The organism is Chitinophaga sancti (assembly GCF_034424315.1).
In the GTDB taxonomy this organism is placed as follows: domain Bacteria; phylum Bacteroidota; class Bacteroidia; order Chitinophagales; family Chitinophagaceae; genus Chitinophaga; species Chitinophaga sancti.
In genome coordinates, this window is the sequence record NZ_CP139972.1 from 7540123 (window position 1) to 7558780 (window position 18658).

At 44.6% G+C, this 18658-nt stretch carries 13 protein-coding genes; 7 read left to right on the forward strand and 6 right to left on the reverse strand.

The window, feature by feature from the left end; genetic code table 11:
• Positions 1 to 274 precede the first annotated feature (274 nt).
• The 3 genes from U0033_RS29765 to U0033_RS29775 all read right to left on the reverse strand — a co-directional run bounded on the left by U0033_RS29765 (position 275) and on the right by U0033_RS29775 (position 3893).
• Complete coding sequence (locus U0033_RS29765; RefSeq protein ID WP_072362181.1) at positions 275 to 1249, reverse strand: methylenetetrahydrofolate reductase; 975 nt, start codon at positions 1247 to 1249, stop codon at positions 275 to 277.
• Between the two features lie 325 nt (positions 1250 to 1574).
• Complete coding sequence (locus U0033_RS29770; protein WP_072362185.1) at positions 1575 to 2261, reverse strand: hypothetical protein; 687 nt, start codon at positions 2259 to 2261, stop codon at positions 1575 to 1577.
• A 135-nt stretch (positions 2262 to 2396) separates the two neighbouring features.
• Positions 2397 to 3893 (reverse strand): MFS transporter, encoded by a 1497-nt coding sequence (locus tag U0033_RS29775; protein ID WP_072362187.1) that lies wholly within the window; start codon positions 3891 to 3893, stop codon positions 2397 to 2399.
• A gap of 138 nt (positions 3894 to 4031) precedes the next feature.
• On the opposite strand from U0033_RS29775, the gene U0033_RS29780 reads away from it, so the two are divergent.
• The 5 genes from U0033_RS29780 (at position 4032) to U0033_RS29800 (ending at position 8921) form a co-directional block, all read left to right on the forward strand.
• Entirely contained in the window at positions 4032 to 5078 is a 1047-nt protein-coding gene (locus U0033_RS29780) for an MFS transporter (protein ID WP_072362189.1), read from the forward strand.
• A 139-nt stretch (positions 5079 to 5217) separates the two neighbouring features.
• A complete protein-coding gene (locus tag U0033_RS29785) occupies positions 5218 to 7434 on the forward strand; it encodes a molybdopterin oxidoreductase family protein (RefSeq protein ID WP_072362191.1) in 2217 nt (738 codons plus the stop codon).
• A 66-nt stretch (positions 7435 to 7500) separates the two neighbouring features.
• The gene (locus U0033_RS29790; protein WP_072362192.1) at positions 7501 to 8067 is read left to right on the forward strand and encodes a 4Fe-4S dicluster domain-containing protein; all 567 of its coding nucleotides are present in this window, start codon (positions 7501 to 7503) and stop codon (positions 8065 to 8067) included.
• A gap of 110 nt (positions 8068 to 8177) precedes the next feature.
• Positions 8178 to 8663 carry a Rieske (2Fe-2S) protein gene (locus tag U0033_RS29795; RefSeq protein WP_072362193.1) on the forward strand — a complete coding sequence of 162 codons (486 nt, stop codon included), beginning with the start codon at positions 8178 to 8180 and terminating at the stop codon, positions 8661 to 8663.
• A gap of 12 nt (positions 8664 to 8675) precedes the next feature.
• Positions 8676 to 8921, forward strand: coding sequence for a DUF6755 family protein (locus U0033_RS29800; RefSeq protein WP_072362194.1), 246 nt, complete (start codon positions 8676 to 8678; stop codon positions 8919 to 8921).
• A gap of 151 nt (positions 8922 to 9072) precedes the next feature.
• Here the strand turns inward: U0033_RS29800 and U0033_RS29805 are convergent, their stop codons facing one another.
• Positions 9073 to 9540, reverse strand: a complete 468-nt coding sequence (locus tag U0033_RS29805; RefSeq protein WP_072362195.1) for a hypothetical protein — start codon at positions 9538 to 9540, stop codon at positions 9073 to 9075.
• A gap of 410 nt (positions 9541 to 9950) precedes the next feature.
• Between U0033_RS29805 and U0033_RS29810 the strand changes: the two genes are divergently transcribed.
• Positions 9951 to 10490: a hypothetical protein gene (locus U0033_RS29810; protein WP_072362197.1), complete on the forward strand. Its 540-nt coding sequence runs from the start codon at positions 9951 to 9953 to the stop codon at positions 10488 to 10490.
• A 284-nt stretch (positions 10491 to 10774) separates the two neighbouring features.
• Here U0033_RS29810 and U0033_RS29815 read toward each other — a convergent pair whose 3' ends face one another.
• Together U0033_RS29815 and U0033_RS29820 are read right to left on the reverse strand one after the other, a co-directional pair.
• Positions 10775 to 11539, reverse strand: coding sequence for a hypothetical protein (locus U0033_RS29815; protein ID WP_072362199.1), 765 nt, complete (start codon positions 11537 to 11539; stop codon positions 10775 to 10777).
• A 358-nt stretch (positions 11540 to 11897) separates the two neighbouring features.
• Positions 11898 to 13337 (reverse strand): amidohydrolase family protein, encoded by a 1440-nt coding sequence (locus U0033_RS29820; protein ID WP_177318614.1) that lies wholly within the window; start codon positions 13335 to 13337, stop codon positions 11898 to 11900.
• A gap of 678 nt (positions 13338 to 14015) precedes the next feature.
• Between U0033_RS29820 and U0033_RS29825 the strand changes: the two genes are divergently transcribed.
• Complete coding sequence (locus tag U0033_RS29825; protein ID WP_177318615.1) at positions 14016 to 18446, forward strand: DUF6443 domain-containing protein; 4431 nt, start codon at positions 14016 to 14018, stop codon at positions 18444 to 18446.
• Positions 18447 to 18658: the final 212 nt, after the last annotated feature.

An 18658-nucleotide genomic window follows, 5' to 3' on the forward strand; every position in this document is an offset into this window, starting at 1 on the left:
GATTGAAATAAGTGCTGATGATTGGCGAATTAGTAATGCACAGAAAAGCAAAATGGCAATTTTTATGCGGATGGGCTTTTATGCAATTTACGCTATTTGCGAGAACATCAGTTTGAAATAGATCACCAGGCAAAGAAACCTGGAGTCTGTGAATCAGGAAGCTATTTAAAGTATTAGGCGTACACCTGCTCAAACTTTCGTTTGGGCAGGTGTACAGCTTACCTGTGATCCTTGTACGTTTTTTACTGCTTCAGGGAAAATTATATTGTATTCATTAATACGCAGAAATCGCTCTTTTTTCATTCACCACCTGGTTTTTCAGCGGCTTTACCAGGTGCAGCACATTCTCCAGGATCTCATGCGCAGCCAGGATCTCATCCTTCTTATTAGACACGCTCTCAATGTTAAACCCGACAGGCAGGTTCTTCGCAGTCGCATAATTCAGAATTTCTCCGGCTATATTAGTAGCAGTATTAATAGAAGACTGCAGGATATCCTTTGAATATTTCAGGTCGTTATACACCCATTTCGGCACCTCAATACCCAGCCATTCCATGAACTGCAGGGTTTTCAGGGAGCCGCACGGCGTAAGGGTAAAGATCACCGGCACAGGCTGGGTATCATTACTCAAAGCATGGTAATGGTAATCGGACATTACATTCTTGGTCTCATTAATATTATAAATACACTGAGACACGAAGAAATTACAGCCATTCTGCATTTTACTGAACATCCTCAGGTGTTCATCGCCTTTCCTGGTATGGCGTTCCGGGATGGTCACGCCCCCAAGCAGGAGATCCACACCCAGTTCCTTCTTTACCTGGTAGGCATCAGAGAGGGAGAAATTGGTTGCCTGCACCTGTTGCTGGGAAGATGCACCGACAAATACGGTGGCTTCCAGGTCGCAGTTCTTTGACAACCAGTCAGTAAACATCTCTTTGGTATGGTTGGCGATGCTTTTATAAATGATCTTGGGAACCTGCAGGCTGGTGAGCAGGTCCTTGCTGTATACTTCAGGTGAAATAGTGGGGATAAACGAGAAAGGGCGTTCCTTTTCAGTTCTAAGTACTTCATCCTGAATGTCGTACAGGATCAGGCCATCGATGTCGAGGTGTTCTAAGCGCTCAATCTGGCTGCCGGCAATGATGGCAACTTTTTCACTTTCAGTAGTGACCTTTGGTGGCGTAAGGCTGTAAAATACAATACCTGATTTCCCCGCTGTTATTTTATGTTGTAAAGTCCCTTTCACGTTGATTGTATACTTTTGTTCTTCTATTATTCTGGAAAATAGAGAGATTTTATGTAAATATACTAGGAAAGTGGATTTTTTTAGAATTTTTATGGGATTCTTCTATAAGTTATTTTTTCAGAGGCTGGCAAATTGGGGTAGCTGCCTGACATTCAATTATTGGGGGAGCTGTTGTATTTTGGCTCAAAATATAATGAGTGGGTATAAGGAACTGACTAAAAAGGGTCGGCCCTCCCGGGTGGGGGATGAAGACGAAATGGCTTTTACGCAATTTTCAGTGCCTTCATTTTACTTTTTAGTTCAGCTCCTTTAAATGCCATTATTCTTAATGACGATCATAAATAAACGCCAACACCATCAATACAATAGGCAGTATCAGCATCAGCCTCACATACAAAGCTGAAGGCATCAGCTTTTCACCAATATACTCTTTCACCTTTACCAATATTGCCTTCTTCACCGCCGCAGGATCGCCCTTCCAGTCAATATTATCCAGGTTCACCTTCTTCAGCAGATAATTCAATATCTTCTTTTGCCACTTATTCGTATCCCCGTCCTTTTTCACTTCCAGTTTCAACTCCTTTATCACCTCTTTATTCAGGGTCGCATCCAAAGTAGCTCTCTTCTCCGCTATCTTTACCATTACCTTATCCACATATACGCCGATCTTCTCCATAAAGTAGTCACCCAGTTTATTATCCCAAACCAGGAAGATCGCTTTCTTTAATGTATACCCGGAGGCCATTGAAGGGAACAGGGCAAAGCCTGAAAGGGAAAGCACAAATAATACAGAAGACCAGAATGCAACTGTAAACATGACGACTATACCGAGTATGGCACCGACAATGCCTGCACGCGATCCTGCGTAGCCAGGTCCGGGCTGATGCCCTAAGAGATAAATAGAAATAATCAACCCGATAATTGAAACCAGGATACCGGGGATAACAATACTTAGCCATGCTGCAGCAGAACGGGTGGCTATTTTAGTGAATAGGGTTAGGTTCGTTTTCATGGGGAAAAGATATAGAAAAAGCCGGGAACTATATATCCCGGCTTTCAGTTATAAATATAATTTTTTCCTGCAGCGTGTATTTATCCCCGTGAACTTTTGATTGCCAGGGGCTTTATGAATTCAGCTACCAATAATCTATCCCGGAATCTTCTCAAACTTATCCGCCAGCTCCGGCGCCCCTTTCTTCATCATCGTCGTTATCACCCTATGCATCCACATTAAACATGCACAGGACAACAAACACACAAACATCCACGAACTCGTCCATAAGCCAGTTACATTCAACAAATAACCAAACAGGATCGGCCCTACGAAACCACCCAGGCCACCAATCATCCCAACCATACCTCCCACAGCCCCAATCTCATTAGGGAAATACTCCGGTATATGCTTGAACACCGCCGCCGTACCAATGCCCCAGCAAGCCCCAATCAATATAATGATCACGACATACACCCACATATTTGCCTTAAAGAAAATCATCGTCGTTCCCTGCGCCAGCAATTGCTTTTTAGTCACCTGGTCACCCACCTTCACCACCGGTTCCTGCCACACATCCTTGGCTGGCAATATCATCACCTTCCTGTCTACATGATCGAATTTGTGACTTCTCATCACAATAGGATATGCCTTGTTATCTACCAGTATCAGCGAATCATTCACCTGCGTAACCGTGCCCGCCTTTACGGCCATAATACCCGTGCCGGGAGAATAGATCTGCATCCTGGGTATGATCAGTAAAAAGCTCAGCACAACAGAGCTGCAAAGCACCCAATACATAATACGACGTGCCCCGTATTTGTCAGACAACCATCCACCTACTGCCCTGAATACACCTACCGGCAAACTAAAGCAGGACGCCAGGAAACCAGCAGTGATCAGGCTTACATTGTATGCATTTACAAAATAAGGCAATAGCCATTGTGAAAATGCCACGAAACAACCAAACACCAAAAAGTAGTATAACCCAAACCGCCACACGCGCACATTTTTCAATGGCTGTAATAACTTGATCAGGGTCTTATCCGATGCCTCCGGTTTCTTATTAGTCGTAAATAAAAAGAACAGGATACCAACCACTGCAAGAACCACCGCATATATGATAGGCAGGTGTCGCCAACCTTCCGGGTTCGCGCCATTGTCAGTCAGTTTCTTTAACAGGGTAGGCGCGAAAAGTGTCGTGACTGCTGATCCTGTCAGCCCAAATCCAAATAAGCCCAATGCCCTGCCCTGCCAGCTCTTCGGGTACCAAACCGATACAAACCCAACGCCTATAGAAAAACTGGTTCCCAGCAATCCAAAAAAGAAGCTTAGTACCAGGAATGCGCTGTAACTATTCGCCTGCGATAACAGGAACATCGGTATCGAACACCCAAGCAATAGTATGGTGAACATCCACTTGCCACCAACCACGTCAGTAAGCATGCCAACAGGCAATCGCATGATGGAACCAGTTAATACAGGGATACCCAATAACCAGCCAACATCTACAAGATTCCAGTTAAAGATCCCGTTATCAACAAGATAGGTAACCAATACGCCATTCACCATCCAGCCTGCAAAAGAGACCAGGAACCCCAGCGTATTGAAGAACAAAATACGATGTGCCTTAGAAAGTGATGTGCTATTCATATATACATAGCATTTAAAATGAGGGATATATTTTATAATGTGGAATATAAAATTATTCATTAAATTACTACAAACAATCGTGTTTAATATGATTTAAATCATAATTTTAAGTGTAGATTTTTACACAACTTTATCACCATGAGATTTCAACTCAATAAGAAAGCATTTCTCGTTGCATTATGTTGTTGTATTATCACTGTGCTATTGGTGTTTTATGGCTCGAGGAAACTGCAAAACTTTGATGCCGCATTAATCGCCTACCTGTTTGGTACCGTATTCGCCCTCTTCGGAATCATCTACCGGTACTGCATCTGGCTCCAACGGCCTCCTACCTGGATGTATTTCAGGCGGGGATGGCAACTCCTGTTTTCTAAAAGCTTTGTGGAATATGCCGGCTTATCAGTGCAGAAACTGGTACGCAATATAGCATTTCAACGTTTTATCTATCCCCGTGGAAAGACCCGCTGGTGGGGGCATTTTATGCTAGCTACCGGTTGTATGCTGGCGTTCTGTGTCACAATACCCTTAACGCTTGGCTGGATCCACTTTACCATGAGTGCAACGGATACCAGCATGTATGAAGCTCATCTGTTTGGCTTCAGCGTTATGTCGTTTAAGTTAGGTTCCTGGATGGCCTTTTTTATCTTCCATATCCTCAACTGGTGCTCCTGGCTGGTGATTGCCGGCTGCCTCTTATTTATGCGCAGACGATTGACCCATGCAGGGCTCATTGCTTCACAGACCTTTGAAGGCGACTGGCTGCCCTTAGTCTTACTGATGGCGATTTCAGTGACAGGTTTAGGATTGACCTACGATTATGAGTTTCTGAAAGGAAAGACCTATGAGTTCATGGCAGTCACACACGCGGTGACGGTGATCCTCTTTTTAGTATGGATCCCTTTCGGCAAATTCTTCCATATCATTCAAAGACCCGCACAGATCGGTGCTCATTTATACAGGAAAGAAGGTGAAAAGAAAGGGATGGCAATATGCCCGCATACGCACCAACCATTCACTACGCAAATGCATGTAAATGACCTGAAAGAAGTGACGAAAGAACTGGGCTTTGACTTCACACTCGAAGATGGAACCTCACATCTTGATCTTAGTCCTGAAGGCAAGCGCTCAGCCCTTGCAAAGGCACACCTGAAAGCCAGGGAAGCAAGCGGTAAATTCTTTGGATAATAATGAAGACGAAACCAGTGCCTGAAATAGACGATAACAAGCTGACAAACCTGATTACTACATAAGAAGCGCTCTCCTCAGAACGACCTGATTCCTGAGAACAACCTGTTTCTTTAGACGAACCTATCAAACACTTACCATGGCAAAATTACCAGTCGATGCGGAAAAGATCATTGAGCAATTTGGTCCTCACCTGAATTACGCTCCGCAGGAAGGTTACATTGGCAGAGATGAACCCGACAAAGTAGTAGAAACACATTGTTGTTTTTGCGGCATGCAATGTGGCATCAAATTGCTGGTTAAAAACAATAAAGTAGTTGGCTTCGATCCCTGGATGGAATTCCCTTTCAACGAAGGCCGGCTGTGCCCGAAAGGCGTACAGCGCTACCTGCAGAACAACCATCCTGACCGCCTGCTGGAACCCCTGCAAAGAGTTGAAGGGCTGGGTTTCAAGCCCACCAGCTGGGAAGATTCCATGAATAAGACTGTTGCCGAAATCCAACGTATTCAGCAAACCTATGGCAAGGATGCCTTCGCTATGCTTTCCGGCGTATCTATTACCAATGAAAAGAGCTACCTGGTCGGTAAGTTTGCCCGCGTGGCACTCAAAACCCGTAACCTCGATTACAATGGCCGCCTCTGCATGGTAAGTGCCGGTGCCGGTAATAAAAAAGCGTTTGGCCTTGACCGTGGTTCCAATAATTATTCTGACCTCGCAAAGGCCGAAGTGATCCTGGTAGCAGGTGCGAATGTAAGCGAAACCTTTCCAACACTTACTTACTGGATCTGGCAGGCGAGAGACAATGGCGCCAAACTGATCGTAGTTGATCCACGGGTTATTCCGCTGGCCCGCACTGCTGATCTGCATTTAGACATCAGGCCGGGTACTGATTCTGCCCTGTATGGCGCTATGCTGAACTACATGGTTGAAAAAGACCTGCTGGATCACGATTTCATCAATGAGCATACGACTGGTTTTCAGCAAACGATCGATGCCGTGAAAGACTATTCGCTTGAATGGGCTGAGCAGGTAACAGGCATTGCCAAAGAGAAGATCGCATTAGCCGCGGACTGGTGGGGCAAAGCAGCTACCAGTTTCCTGCTGCATGCCAGGGGCATTGAACATCATTCCAAAGGAGTGGATAATGTACTGGGCTGCATCAACCTCGTATTAGCCAGCGGAAGATTAGGCAAACCTTATTGCGGTTATGCCACCATCACCGGCCAGGGAAACGGACAGGGCGGCAGGGAGCATGGACACAAATGTGATCAGTTACCCGGCAACCGTGATATCAGTAATCCCGCACATCGTCAATACATTGCTGATGTATGGGGTATTGATGAAAAAGAGATGCCCGGAGTAGGATATACAGCTTACGAGCTCATAGAAGCCATTCACCGCGGAGAAGTAAAAGGCCTGCTCTCACTCTGTTTCAACCCACTCGTATCATTACCTAATAATAATTACGTGCGCGAGGCGCTGGAGAAACTGGAGTTCTATGCCACCATCGATTTCTTCCTGAATGAAACTGCCCGCCATGCAGATATTATATTCCCCGGTTCGCTGCAGGAAGAGGAGGAAGGTACCGTGACCACTGCCGAGGGCCGGGTTACGCGTATACGCCAGGCCGTTACCCCGCCCGGTAATGCGCGTACTGATACGGCTATTCTCCTTGAACTGGCAAGCCGTTTAGGTGCCGGTGATAAATTCAGTTATGACAGCAGCGAAGATATATTCAATGAACTCAGGGTGGCTTCCAGGGGTGGCACGGCTGATTATTATGGTATCACCTACGAAAAGATAGAAGCGAACATGGGTGTGTTCTGGCCCTGTCCTTCACTGGATCATCCTGGTACACCCCGCTTATGGGAAGATAGGAAATTCGCTACAGCTGATGGGAAGGCGCATTTTAACCCGGTGGTATACAGAGACCCGGGCGAGGTGGTAGATGAGGAATACCCGGTTGTGCTCACTACAGGCAGGGTCGTATCTCAATACCTGAGTGGTACACAAACCCGGCGTATAGGCAAACTGGTGAATCAGTATCCTGAGCCATTGCTGGAAATACATCCGGAGCTGGCGGCTAAATATGGTATCACGCAACGTGAACTGGTGAAGGTGGTCACCAGGAGGGGAGACGCAGAATTCCCTGCCAATATCGTAGAAACCATCCGAAAGGATACTGTCTTTATTCCTTATCACTGGCCTGGCCGTAAGTCGGCTAACCAGCTGACCCCCGGAACCCTGGACCCTATTTCTAAAATACCCGAGTTCAAAGTATGTGCATGTAAGTTAGTGCCGCTGGGAAAAGAGGCACCGGCACCGCAGGATGCGCATGCTTATGATAGTATTTAGAAGGGGGTGTTGTTGGTAGAAGATCTGTATGCTTATAAAAGTATTTAATCGCAAAAAAGATATCGCATGACGTCGTATTACAAAACCGAGATGGAATTTTTCGTGGATATGCAGCGGTGCATAGGTTGCAAGGCCTGTGAAGCGGCATGTGCAGAATGTGAGACCAACGGGCAGCAGTCTATGATCCATGTGAATTATGTAGAGCGGGCAGTGACGATACAGACTACGGTGCAGGTGTGTATGCATTGTGATGACCCGGTGTGTGCAAATGTGTGTCCTGCGGATGCAATCAGTAAAGATGAATTTGGAGTGGTGCATACTGCAAATACGGCCCGTTGTATTGGGTGTTCCAATTGTGTGATGGCTTGTCCTTTCGGCGTGCCATTCAAGGAGGAGAGTTATGACATGATGATGAAGTGCAACATGTGTTATGATCGTACGAGTGCGGGGAAGAAGCCGATGTGTGCAACGGTATGTCCCAGCCAGGCATTGTACTATGGAACGAGGGAAGATATGCTTAGAATGCGGCCGAATAGTGTGCCGGTGAACACCTTTCAGTTTGGTAAATTGAATGTAAAAACGAAGGTGAATATTATGATGCCAAAGGGAGCTACGATGCTGAAGGTGGACTAATCGGGTAAGGGTAATGTTTTTGTGAAAGAAACTAATGGCCCTGGTGTCTTTTCTGAATATAGCCTGATCACATCTATGCGCTACCTGGACTAATCTATAATTAAAGAACTATGAACGAGAACATCCCGGATTGGAAAAATGATTTTCCAATCAGTCAGGCGGAAACTACAGATGTCACCCGCCGGCAGTTTGCAAAATTCCTTTGCCTGGTATCTGGTGGCCTGGCAACGGGCAGCGCATTTGTAGCGGCAAAATCGGCTTTATTCCCGGAGAAGAAGGTCACCGGCTCACACCGGGTATGCAGCAAAAATGAATTGCCTGTAGGCGGTACAAGGGCATTTGTAATTGAAGGCAGTGCTACACCTTATATCCTCATTCACCTGGAAAATGGAGCGTTCAAAGCATATGAGCAAAAATGCACGCATTTATCCTGTGCAGTATTTTATAAACCAGGTACGGGGAAGATAGAATGCCCTTGTCATAACGGATGGTTCGATGCGATGACAGGAGAGGTGCTGCAAGGCCCGCCACCAAGACCGCTGCCAAAGTTGGAGGTGGAGGTAAGAGGAGAAGATATTTTTGTAACAGGGGCGTAAAAATCATTTGCTATGAGTAATTTTCGCAGGGCACAAAGCCAGGCCCATCCTAATAAAACCAGTACTTTGATGCTGGCGATCATCATGTTGCTGATCCTGAATGTAACGATCCAGGTATGGTTGCTGTATAACGGGTTGAATAATGCACTGGATCATAACCCGGGGATTGCGATACCTGCGTTTATTGGATCGTTTTTTATTTTCCTGATAAATTGTGGCTTATTGTATTATCTGCCCAGGGGTAGGAGAGAGAGGTAATGGTGCAGCAGAGGGGCGATAGTATATTGTGTTTACATAAAAACTTGTTGATATAAGCATACAGGCCTACCCGGGCAGGAGGCATACATGGCCGGACTGGCCTCAATGGCACATAATCAACAAATGCTTTTAATAGACTAAGATCGGGGCATTATTCTTTCTGCCCCTTTTTCTTTTGTTCAAATTTTTCAATGTATTCATCCAGGGATGCCAGTTGTTTGTCGTCAAGTTTCCCTTGTTTGCGGCAGGCAATGGCAAGTTCGTATTCGGCGGCGTTTGCTATTTTCCCTTTTTTAAGGATTTTGTCGATGGGGTTGGTACGCACGACTTCCTCAGAAAGCCCATTTTTCTCTACCTGTTCCCAAAAAAATTCGACGTGTTTCCCGGTACTTTCCTGGAACATGTTAAGAATATTGTTTTTGGTGATTTTCAGGCTTGCGGCGGTTCGGAACTGAGTTGGCGGGTTGAGGATATCCTCTTTCATCTCCTGGTTAAATTTAATGGTATGGCTGATGTTTTGAGGGGTCCATCCATCAGGTGGGAATTTTTCGATAGCAGCTATGATCAGGTCAAAAATGGGTGCTATTTTCTTTGCTTCTGAATCGTAATTAAATGACATTAACTAATATTTAGGTTGTTTTTTCAAAGGTTTCCGATGCATTCACATTTCACCGGCAGGAGCTTTTCAAAGGCCGAAAGATAGTTCGGTTTTTTTAAACTGCTTCAAAAAGTAATCCACCGTTGGTGATAATGGTTGGATTCGCTGACTGGAATTCCAGGTGATAGATTGGAAAATATATGTATATGAGCAGGGTCATCTATAAGGACTACCGGCCTCCGTCTTTTGGCCCATAAGTACATTATAAGTACACCATAAGGATATTAAAAGGGCACTTCAATATCGAATAGATATTAAAGCGCCCTTCTCGTTATAAATAAGTGCCGTATATATACTCATTTAGCACAAAAGACGCGCTGTATTCCACAAGGAAATCTTACATTGGATCTCTAACCCCAAAATTGTTTGTTATGGCTTTAGTGATAGATAATATCCTCCTCCAGGTAGTGAGAGGCACTATCGGTGATCAGATTACAATTTACGAGCGCAATGGGCGGATTATTATGGCCAAAAAGCGTGGTCCGTCTAATAATAAACCAACAAAAAAGCAGCTGGAAGCCAGGTATAAGATGAAGGTGGCAGCGGCTTATGCGAAGGTGATTATCCAGGACCCGGAACTGAAGGCTTATTATAAATCAAAAGCCGGTCCGGGCCAGAATGCGTATAATATGGCGGTGAAGGATGCATACCATTCTCCGGAGGTGCAGGATATTCGCTTCGAAGATACGACGGTAGTGGTGACCGCGAAGGATGAATTCAGGGTAGCAGAAGTGGAGGTGAAGGTGCTGGATGCAGCAGATGTGTTATTGGAAAGAGGAAAGGCCATTTTGGGCAGGAATGGCGTGGATTGGTATTATAAGGCGACTGGCTTACCGGCGGGAGGGAAGGTGATAGTAGTGGTGGTAGATTTACCGGGGAATGGAACGGTGCGGGAAGTAATGCTGGAGTAAGGATGTTTTTGCAGGGTATGATACAAATATAGAATAGTCTCATAGTAATCCCAATAGCATCTTCCGGGCAGCAGCAACCTTGCTGGACAGTGCTTTTAATGCGGGTGCTGCCAGGGAATTCATTTTTGTGGCGGCTGATGATTCCACTGCAGTGGTGGAAAAATTCTCCCATCAGTGACAGGAGGCTTGACTTTACAAGCCGAACTCATTGCCTTTATTGACAAAAAATATCGCACCATTCCTAACAGGAATAGCCGGGCGGTGACGGGTGACTTTATGGGAGGCTACCACACTTTCCACCATGGCTGTTCTCCCTCCGTTCCAGCGGGAGCACTATTTTCCGCTTTTGTTTCAGACGCAGCTTTCACCGGGTAAAAATGAATCGCAAAATCCTGCTCTGTTTCCTTCACTACGCCTTTAAACACCCTGCCTTCCCGCTCATACACCTTATTCTTATCATAATCTGCCAGTTTCCAGTGCCTGGGATTAGCCTTCATCTGATCGATATAATGTTGAAAATCCCGGCTGGTTTCCGCCTTCGTTTTTGGATGACTAATGATCGTTTCCCTTGGTAATGCGGAACTAAGCATATTATGCCCTGCCTGCATCATAATATCAAAATACCAGTCATTGGTTAGTTCAATCGCCAGCATAGTCAGTGTATCCGTTACAGATAGGACGCTGTCATTGAATTTTGTTTGCTTGTCTATTTTTAACCTGATCCCCGTTGATTTTGACCAGTCAGCAGCTTCGCCCGTTTCCCCGTTACGTGATACGCCGTAAAAACCGATCACATATTCCAGGTCGCCATTAGGAGTAGGTTCTTCATACATAATAGGCTGCTCCAGTACCTGGTCCGGCACATTTGCAAGCAGGGGATCAAAGAACCTGGCGTCGTTGAAAAAGCTCATTCCCGAGATATTGATCTGCGGTACTCCGCCAACGCCGTACCTGCAGGTGGTACCGTTTTTATAGATCTTCATATTAAGTGCGTCCTGCCCGCCAGAGGATATCCTGATGAGAATGAGTTCTACTTCTTGTTTTTTCATGTTGATAGGTGCTATAGGGACTTGTAATATAGTGGAATATTTTCATGTGTATAGCGGCAAGTTGGCTAAGCCGGATGGACGCTGGGCTCCTGAAAGATGTTTCCTGGTCGAAGTTGTTAATAACCAGTAATTTAACCCAAGGCGTATGCACAATCAAATATTGTATTGATTGTTTTCATGTATGCAGCCGGTAAAAAATAGAACTGTTGCAGGTACGATTGAGGTGAAAGTTTTAAAGGAATGCAAAGAAAAGCCCTGAAGGTAAAGGAGCCGGGGATCTTTCTATTCGTTCCCGGCTTGTGTTGTTGACAGCTGGCAGTGTTGATAAATGCCAGGTTTAGTGAATATCAACGCAAGATTAATCATGAAGAGCACTATCCAGGTGAGCCTGGATCTCATTTTCAAACTGGTTAAATGCATGATCCAGTTGTTGCAATTTCCGCTCCTTCAGCGCAGGTTGTAAAAAACTATAAACGATACTGTTCCTTACGATTGCTTTGATCTGTGTATAACTAAGTGATGGATACCTGGTAGCCAGCAATACATATTGCTCCGTTAAATCGGTACGCAGTACTGCCGGATCATCTGTGCTGATCACCACAGGTACCTGGTATGTATAATACAGCATAAGCGGATGCTGTTCATTTTTTACATGCAGGATAAATTCATTACTGCTTAGGTTGATCTCGACGGCTACCTTGCGCAGCGCCATGCTATCCAGTAATTGCAGGCATTGTGCTTCATGTGCGATATCAACACCATGACCGATGCGTTGTGCACCTGCTACCAGCACCGCCTGGCTGATGTGATAACGGAGCAGTTCCGGGCGTACCATTCCCTGCGCCAGTTCACCGGCATGCAGGGAGTATTTAACATGGGGATAATAGTGGTGCAGGTGTTTTATCATCAGCATATGTAAACTATAATCCCGCATGGAAATTGAGCCGTCTTCCGGTGCTACCAGGTTCACGCCTACGATCAGTGAATCCATGCTGGCTGCCTGGAAGGCAATTAACAATTTCCTATACACGCTGAGCGGGGCTGCATTCCGGTTTGCAGATAACTGGTAACGCAGCATGAATAGACTGTCATCAACAGCTGCCCGCTGGTGGAGCAGGTCCTGTTTCCGGCAGCATGTTTTAGCAGCATTGGCAATACCATTCTTTATCAGGGCGGTATACACTTTTTCAAGAGTAGCAGTTACTGCAGTGCTGTCTGATAACCGGGCACCGCTTAATGACTTTTCCCAGGCGCCTGCTTCAGGTAATCGGATAGCCGTATCCGGTACACCCATGATGGTTTCAATATAAGATACGTTTTCAGCGATGGCGCGTTGTTTAAACTCCTGTAAGCCTCTTATCATGCCGTAGCTGGCAGGAGCGGAGAAGCCGGAGAAGGTAGCGAAGAAGTGCTGATCGGAAGGACCGGCTAAGGCCGTATAGTCTTTGACGGAGATTTTGCGCAAATAAGCCTGTTTAAGCGAGTCTGATCCAATTTCAGCAAGATGTTTCCAGGGCGCTTTATGGAGCGCGCCTGCGGTATCTACATCCAGTGTATGTGGATTGATCCAGCCATTGCTTTCCATTAGTATTTCCCAGTATGTTTCACCGTATACTGCGCCTGAATAATGATGATGCAGGTCTGCTCCCTTGGGCATGGCAGTGAAGAATGCGGTGAGCAGGGGTGGATTATTCCGGATTTTCTCAAAATAATTGTTCACCTCTTCGGTATTCCGGTATTGTTTGGGGAGCTCGGTGAATGCCATGGTTGCAAAAAGCAGCCAAAAATACTTGCGCATTGTTTTCATTGCAAAGGGAGTAGGTCTTTGCTAAGTTAACTGAAATAAAGTAAGACCAGATAAACTAAATAATAAACCAGTTAGGAAATGAAATTCTCACGAACCTAAGCCTGCTTTGTTCAGATGAATAATTCGCAAAAAATACGTCAGGTTTAGCGAAAAAGCGTCAGGGGGGATTTATGAGATAATAATGATATTGCCAATATTGAACCTGGAAATTCTTTGAGTTTTATCCAAAGAATTTCCAGGTTTATTTGATTGATCTATACCGCATATACAATGCGGAGCTGGCTGTTTTCTTTGTACCAGGTTTAGGGTTTATACTACTAAAGTGTTATGTGTTTTGTCCGATTCTTTTGACAACTTTGTTATTGTTATATTTTGATGTTGCCCATTGCCCGTTTTTAAATCTATATATTGTTTGAGCATAATCAGAATTTTCAATTTAGATCTTAGCCTATATATATGAATCGTTAGCGTTTAATAAGCCGCTTATATTAAACCTGCATAGCCCTGTTGATACCCATTGTAATAATGTGGGTGTGTTAGCCCGGGACTTCATTTTATAAAAGTGCTTATACACCATATACGTATGTGCTATTTCTTCGCCATTGAGGTATGAAAGATACTTATATCCACGACCTATACGATAATGAAATACAAAGAATAGTTTTAAATATGAAAGTTGGTACAATACGTTTACTGCTTTGTAGCATATTAGTATTATCAGGACTGCAGCATATGTATGCCCAGACGCCGGGAGGTTCAGGTCGCCCAGCTGCGACTGCAACAGGCATTCCCGGAGCTTATACAAATACTATTATTAACTATGTTCGCTCGTGGGATCCTGTTATGCCTACATCTGATTTGAGTGCTGTTACGGGTGCTACGGATGTAAGCACCGTAAAGCAGCGTACCCAATACTTCGATGGACTGGGGCGACTTTTACAAACAGTCACCAAAGGTACCAGCACTTCCGGTAAAGACCTGGTAGAACCTGTGCAATATGACAACTTTGGACGGGAAAGTTATAAGTACCTTCCTTATGTGCCACAGGCCGGCAACACAAATGATGGCAAATTCAAGACAGATCCTTTTAATGCACAAAATACCTTTTATCAGAATACGACACTGAACCCTGGTGCTGCGGGGGAAAATATTTATTATGGTCAGACAGCATATGAATCTTCTCCATTAAACCGTGTGCTGAAACAGTATGCAACTGGTAATAGCTGGGCAAAGAATGATGCGTCTGGCGTAGAGAAAGGTGGGAATAAACCAGTAGAACTGCAATATCAGCTCAATACGGTCGCAGACGAGGTGCGTATCTGGGATATGCCTGCTACAGGAAATATTCCTACCAGTGCTAATGGTCGTGTATATGCTGCCGGTCAGCTGTTTAAGAATATCATGAAGGACGAGCAAGGACAGCGTGTGGTAGAATATAAGGATGTACAACACCGCGTGGTGCTAAAAAAGGTGGAACTAACAAGCAATGCTGCAGATGGACATACGGGATGGTTGTGCACCTATTATGTATATGATGATTTGGATAATCTGCGTTGTGTGATTCCTCCCAAAGCCGTAGAGCTCATCAAAAGCAGCTGGACGATAGATGCAACGGTCGCGGAGGAACTCTGTTTTTTCTACGAGTATGATGGTCAAAACCGCATGATCAGAAAGAAATTACCCGGAGCCGCTTATACAGAAATGGTGTATGATGTACGGGATCGCATGGTATTTATCCAGGATGGCAATCTGCTGGCAAAAGGTCAATGGAAAGTGATCTTCTATGATGAACAGAACCGGCCGACAATGACTGCATTATATAATTCAGCATCGACCAGGACCCAGCTGCAAAACAGTATGAACACTGCGGTTACTAATTCGCAGAATATTTCCTATACCATCCCCGGAGTAAGCGATATGGTAATAGGCAGTTATGAGCCGGATGTACATAGTTATCAGGCCACGAATAGTATTGCATTTGAGTATGGATATGAATCTGGTACCGGGGCAGAAGTAGCTGCGGAAATTGATGCAGCTGCTAACCGGGGCGTTGTAGCCGTTACGGCTGTCAATCCCCTGCCTGACATTTCTGCCGCTAGTCTTACGCCATTATCCTATACTTTTTATGATAACTATAGTTTTACCGGTGCACAAGCTGCAGAATCAGCAGACTTTAGCAAACCACAGGCAGGTACGAATCTGTATGCAGAATCAATTGCTGGTACGAGCACAAATACCCGGGGATTGGTTACCGGTACAAAAGTAAAGATATTGGGTACCACGGACGGCTGGCTGACCACCACCAATTATTACAATGATAAGGGGCGCCTGGTACAGACGATTGCTGATAATATCAGCGGCGGCCGGGATGTTACTACGAACCTGTTTGACTTTAGTGGTAAATTGCTTAGTAGCTATCGAAAACAGGGTAACAGGCGTAGTGCAGTAACACCACAAAGTACTGTCCTTACTATGTTCAGTTACGATGCTGCTGGCAGGGTAAAGACAGTAAAGAAAAGGTTGAATGATAATACTGCTTTGGAAAGGACCATTGCGGACAATAGTTATGATGAATTAGGTCACCCACAGGTCAAGCGCCTGGGAGTAACGGGTACGTCTACACAGATGGAAACCCTCAATTATGAGTATAATATCCGTGGCTGGTTGAAAAGCATTAATAAAGGTTATTTGAGTTCATCCCCAACGAGCAACTGGTTCGGTCAGGAATTGAGTTATGATTATGGTTTTACCACCAGTCAGTATAATGGTAACATTGCGGGAAGCAGGTGGAAAAGTGCAGGTGATGGTATTAACAGGGCTTATGGGTATCAGTATGATAACTCCGGCAGGCTGATTGCTGCTGAATTCAATCAACAAAATGCTGCCGGTGCGGGCTGGACCAAAGATAAGATGGATTTTTCTGTGAGTAATCTCACTTATGATGCGAATGGAAATATCATGTCTATGACGCAGAAGGGAGTAGTGGGCACAGCAGCTCCTTCTATTGTTGATCAGCTAACTTATACGTATAAGTTAAATGGTAACAGGCTGGGAGCAGTGGCTGATCCTATGAATACCGCATCTGCTAAGCTGGGCGATTTTGTAAAAGGAAATTCTTCTGGTGACGATTATGATTATGATGCGAATGGCAACCTGAAATATGATCTGAATAAGAAGATCAGTGCGATTGCTTATAATTATTTGAACCTGCCGGAGGTGATTACTGTTACAGGAAAGGGAAGTATTCAATACCTGTATGATGCTAGCGGCAATAAACTGAGAAAGATTGTAACGGATAATACAGGTACCCTGGCAAAAATCACTACCACCGATTATATAGGGGAGTTAGTATACCGGCAGGATAGCCTGGAATTGATCAGTCATGAGGAGGGGCGTATAAGGCCTGTTTATGTTACGGGTAGCCCGGTTGCTTATGTGTATGATTATTTTATCAGGGATCATCTGGGTAATATCCGCTTAGTATTAACAGAGCAGACAGATTTTTCGATGTATGCGGCAACGATGGAGACGGCAGCTGTGGCGACAGAGACAGCATTGTTTAGTAATATTACTGAAACAAGAGCAGAAAAACCTGCGGGATATCCGGAGGATGCCACTACGGCGACTAATAAATTTGTGGCAAAGTTAAATGCCAGGGTGGGCGGACAGAAGATTGGGCCGTCACTGGTGTTGAAAGTAATGGCGGGTGATACGGTACAGATTAGTGCAAAGGCATTTTATAAGTCTCAGGGGCTGCAGGAGAGTAATAAAAAGATACCGGCCGAAGACATGTTGGTAAGCCTTGTTCATGCCTTTACAGGAGATAATAGTGAAACAGGTGTTCATACTGCGGGGATACAGGAGAATAGTACGCCGTTTAATGAAAATTTTATTAATAATGATTATCAGCGTTTAAAAGAGAAGAATAGCGATGACTTACCAACTGTGAGGCCGAAGGCATATTTGAATTATGTGTTGTTTGATAATGATTTTAAGATGGTGGAGAATAACAGTGGGGTAAGGCAGGTGAAGGAGGCTCCTGATAAGTTGCAGGAATTAGTTGTGGGTAAGAATGTGATGCAAAAGAGTGGGTTCCTGTATGTATATACCAGTAATGAGAGTACGCAGGATGTGATGTTTGATAATGTGGTATTGGGCTTGAATAGCGGGCCCTTGTTGGAGGAAACACATTATTATCCGTTTGGGTTGACGATGGCGGGGATCAGTTCACGGGCGGCAGGAGGGTTGCAGAACAGGTTGAAGTATAACGGAAAGGAATTGCAGAGTGGGGAATTTAGTGATGGAGGTGGGTTGGAGTGGTATGATTATGGAACGAGGATGTACGATGTGCAGATTGGACGGTGGCATGAGCTTGACCTCCTGGCAGAAAAGATGCCTAGATGGAGTCCTTACGTTTATTCATTTAATAACCCGATTAGGTTTATTGATCCTGATGGGATGGCCCCCTCTGATTCAACAAGCCTTACGCCGCTCCCCGCACCAAAGGTGACAAAACAACCATCGGTTATCTATAATACATTTGCATATAATGAAAATTGCAGAGATTGTGGAACAGATTATGTTACTGAAATTCAGACTACTACAACTGTGCAAAAGAATGGAGAGGGAGCTACTTTATATACGATGACTTCGACAACAATAACAACCGTTGGTATTAATGCAAACGGCGAAATTCAAAAAGATTTGTCGCAAAATACACTCACTACAATTCAGATCTCAACTTCCGACGGAATTAAAACAACAACTATTACTGATCCGAAATCGATTGATATAGGTAAGGTGAGTGGTGATTTGAGTAAAGCTGTAAATAAAGTCGCGAACGTTAAAGTAAATAATAATGGTCGAAGCCCGGTGCAATTGGTTGCTGAAAGTAATCAACAAAGACAAACATCTGCTGGCTGGGTTGCTACCGGATCAGGGGTCTTAAGTCTTGCAACTGGTGTCGCAGCAATTTTTTTCCCGGGTGCTGCTCCACTAGGATATACAAGTTTAGCGTCTGGAGGAGCGGGAGTAGTCGCGGATATTTATGGACGCATGCAAGGAGTAAATCCTGAGTCAATTAGATTAAAAATTAAGTAGATGAAAATAAAAGTTAGTACTTATTGTTTGGCCATATTTGTGATAGCTTATATCGCTATTGTGATTGTACGTGCTTTTAATGGCTTAGACGTTTTTTATTTGTCGGCTTTATCCATAATTTGTTTGATTTGTCTGCTGTTGTTGTTTGTTAATATGGGAGTTAGAAAGAAACGCGAAAAACGTTCTTTAAAATTTCGAAATCCAGGTGTATT

Excerpts from the sequence above, each read along its gene's own strand:
- U0033_RS29770 (WP_072362185.1), bottom strand. The coding sequence starts at position 2,261 with ATGAAAACGAACCTAACCCTATTCACTAAAATAGCCACCCGTTCTGCT.
- U0033_RS29775 (WP_072362187.1), bottom strand. The coding sequence starts at position 3,893 with ATGAATAGCACATCACTTTCTAAGGCACATCGTATTTTGTTCTTCAAT.
- U0033_RS29780 (WP_072362189.1), top strand. The coding sequence starts at position 4,032 with ATGAGATTTCAACTCAATAAGAAAGCATTTCTCGTTGCATTATGTTGT.
- U0033_RS29785 (WP_072362191.1), top strand. The coding sequence starts at position 5,218 with ATGGCAAAATTACCAGTCGATGCGGAAAAGATCATTGAGCAATTTGGT.
- U0033_RS29790 (WP_072362192.1), top strand. The coding sequence starts at position 7,501 with ATGACGTCGTATTACAAAACCGAGATGGAATTTTTCGTGGATATGCAG.
- U0033_RS29795 (WP_072362193.1), top strand. The coding sequence starts at position 8,178 with ATGAACGAGAACATCCCGGATTGGAAAAATGATTTTCCAATCAGTCAG.
- U0033_RS29800 (WP_072362194.1), top strand. The coding sequence starts at position 8,676 with ATGAGTAATTTTCGCAGGGCACAAAGCCAGGCCCATCCTAATAAAACC.
- U0033_RS29805 (WP_072362195.1), bottom strand. The coding sequence starts at position 9,540 with ATGTCATTTAATTACGATTCAGAAGCAAAGAAAATAGCACCCATTTTT.
- U0033_RS29810 (WP_072362197.1), top strand. The coding sequence starts at position 9,951 with ATGGCTTTAGTGATAGATAATATCCTCCTCCAGGTAGTGAGAGGCACT.
- U0033_RS29815 (WP_072362199.1), bottom strand. The coding sequence starts at position 11,539 with ATGAAAAAACAAGAAGTAGAACTCATTCTCATCAGGATATCCTCTGGC.
- U0033_RS29820 (WP_177318614.1), bottom strand. The coding sequence starts at position 13,337 with ATGCGCAAGTATTTTTGGCTGCTTTTTGCAACCATGGCATTCACCGAG.
- U0033_RS29825 (WP_177318615.1), top strand. The coding sequence starts at position 14,016 with ATGAAAGTTGGTACAATACGTTTACTGCTTTGTAGCATATTAGTATTA.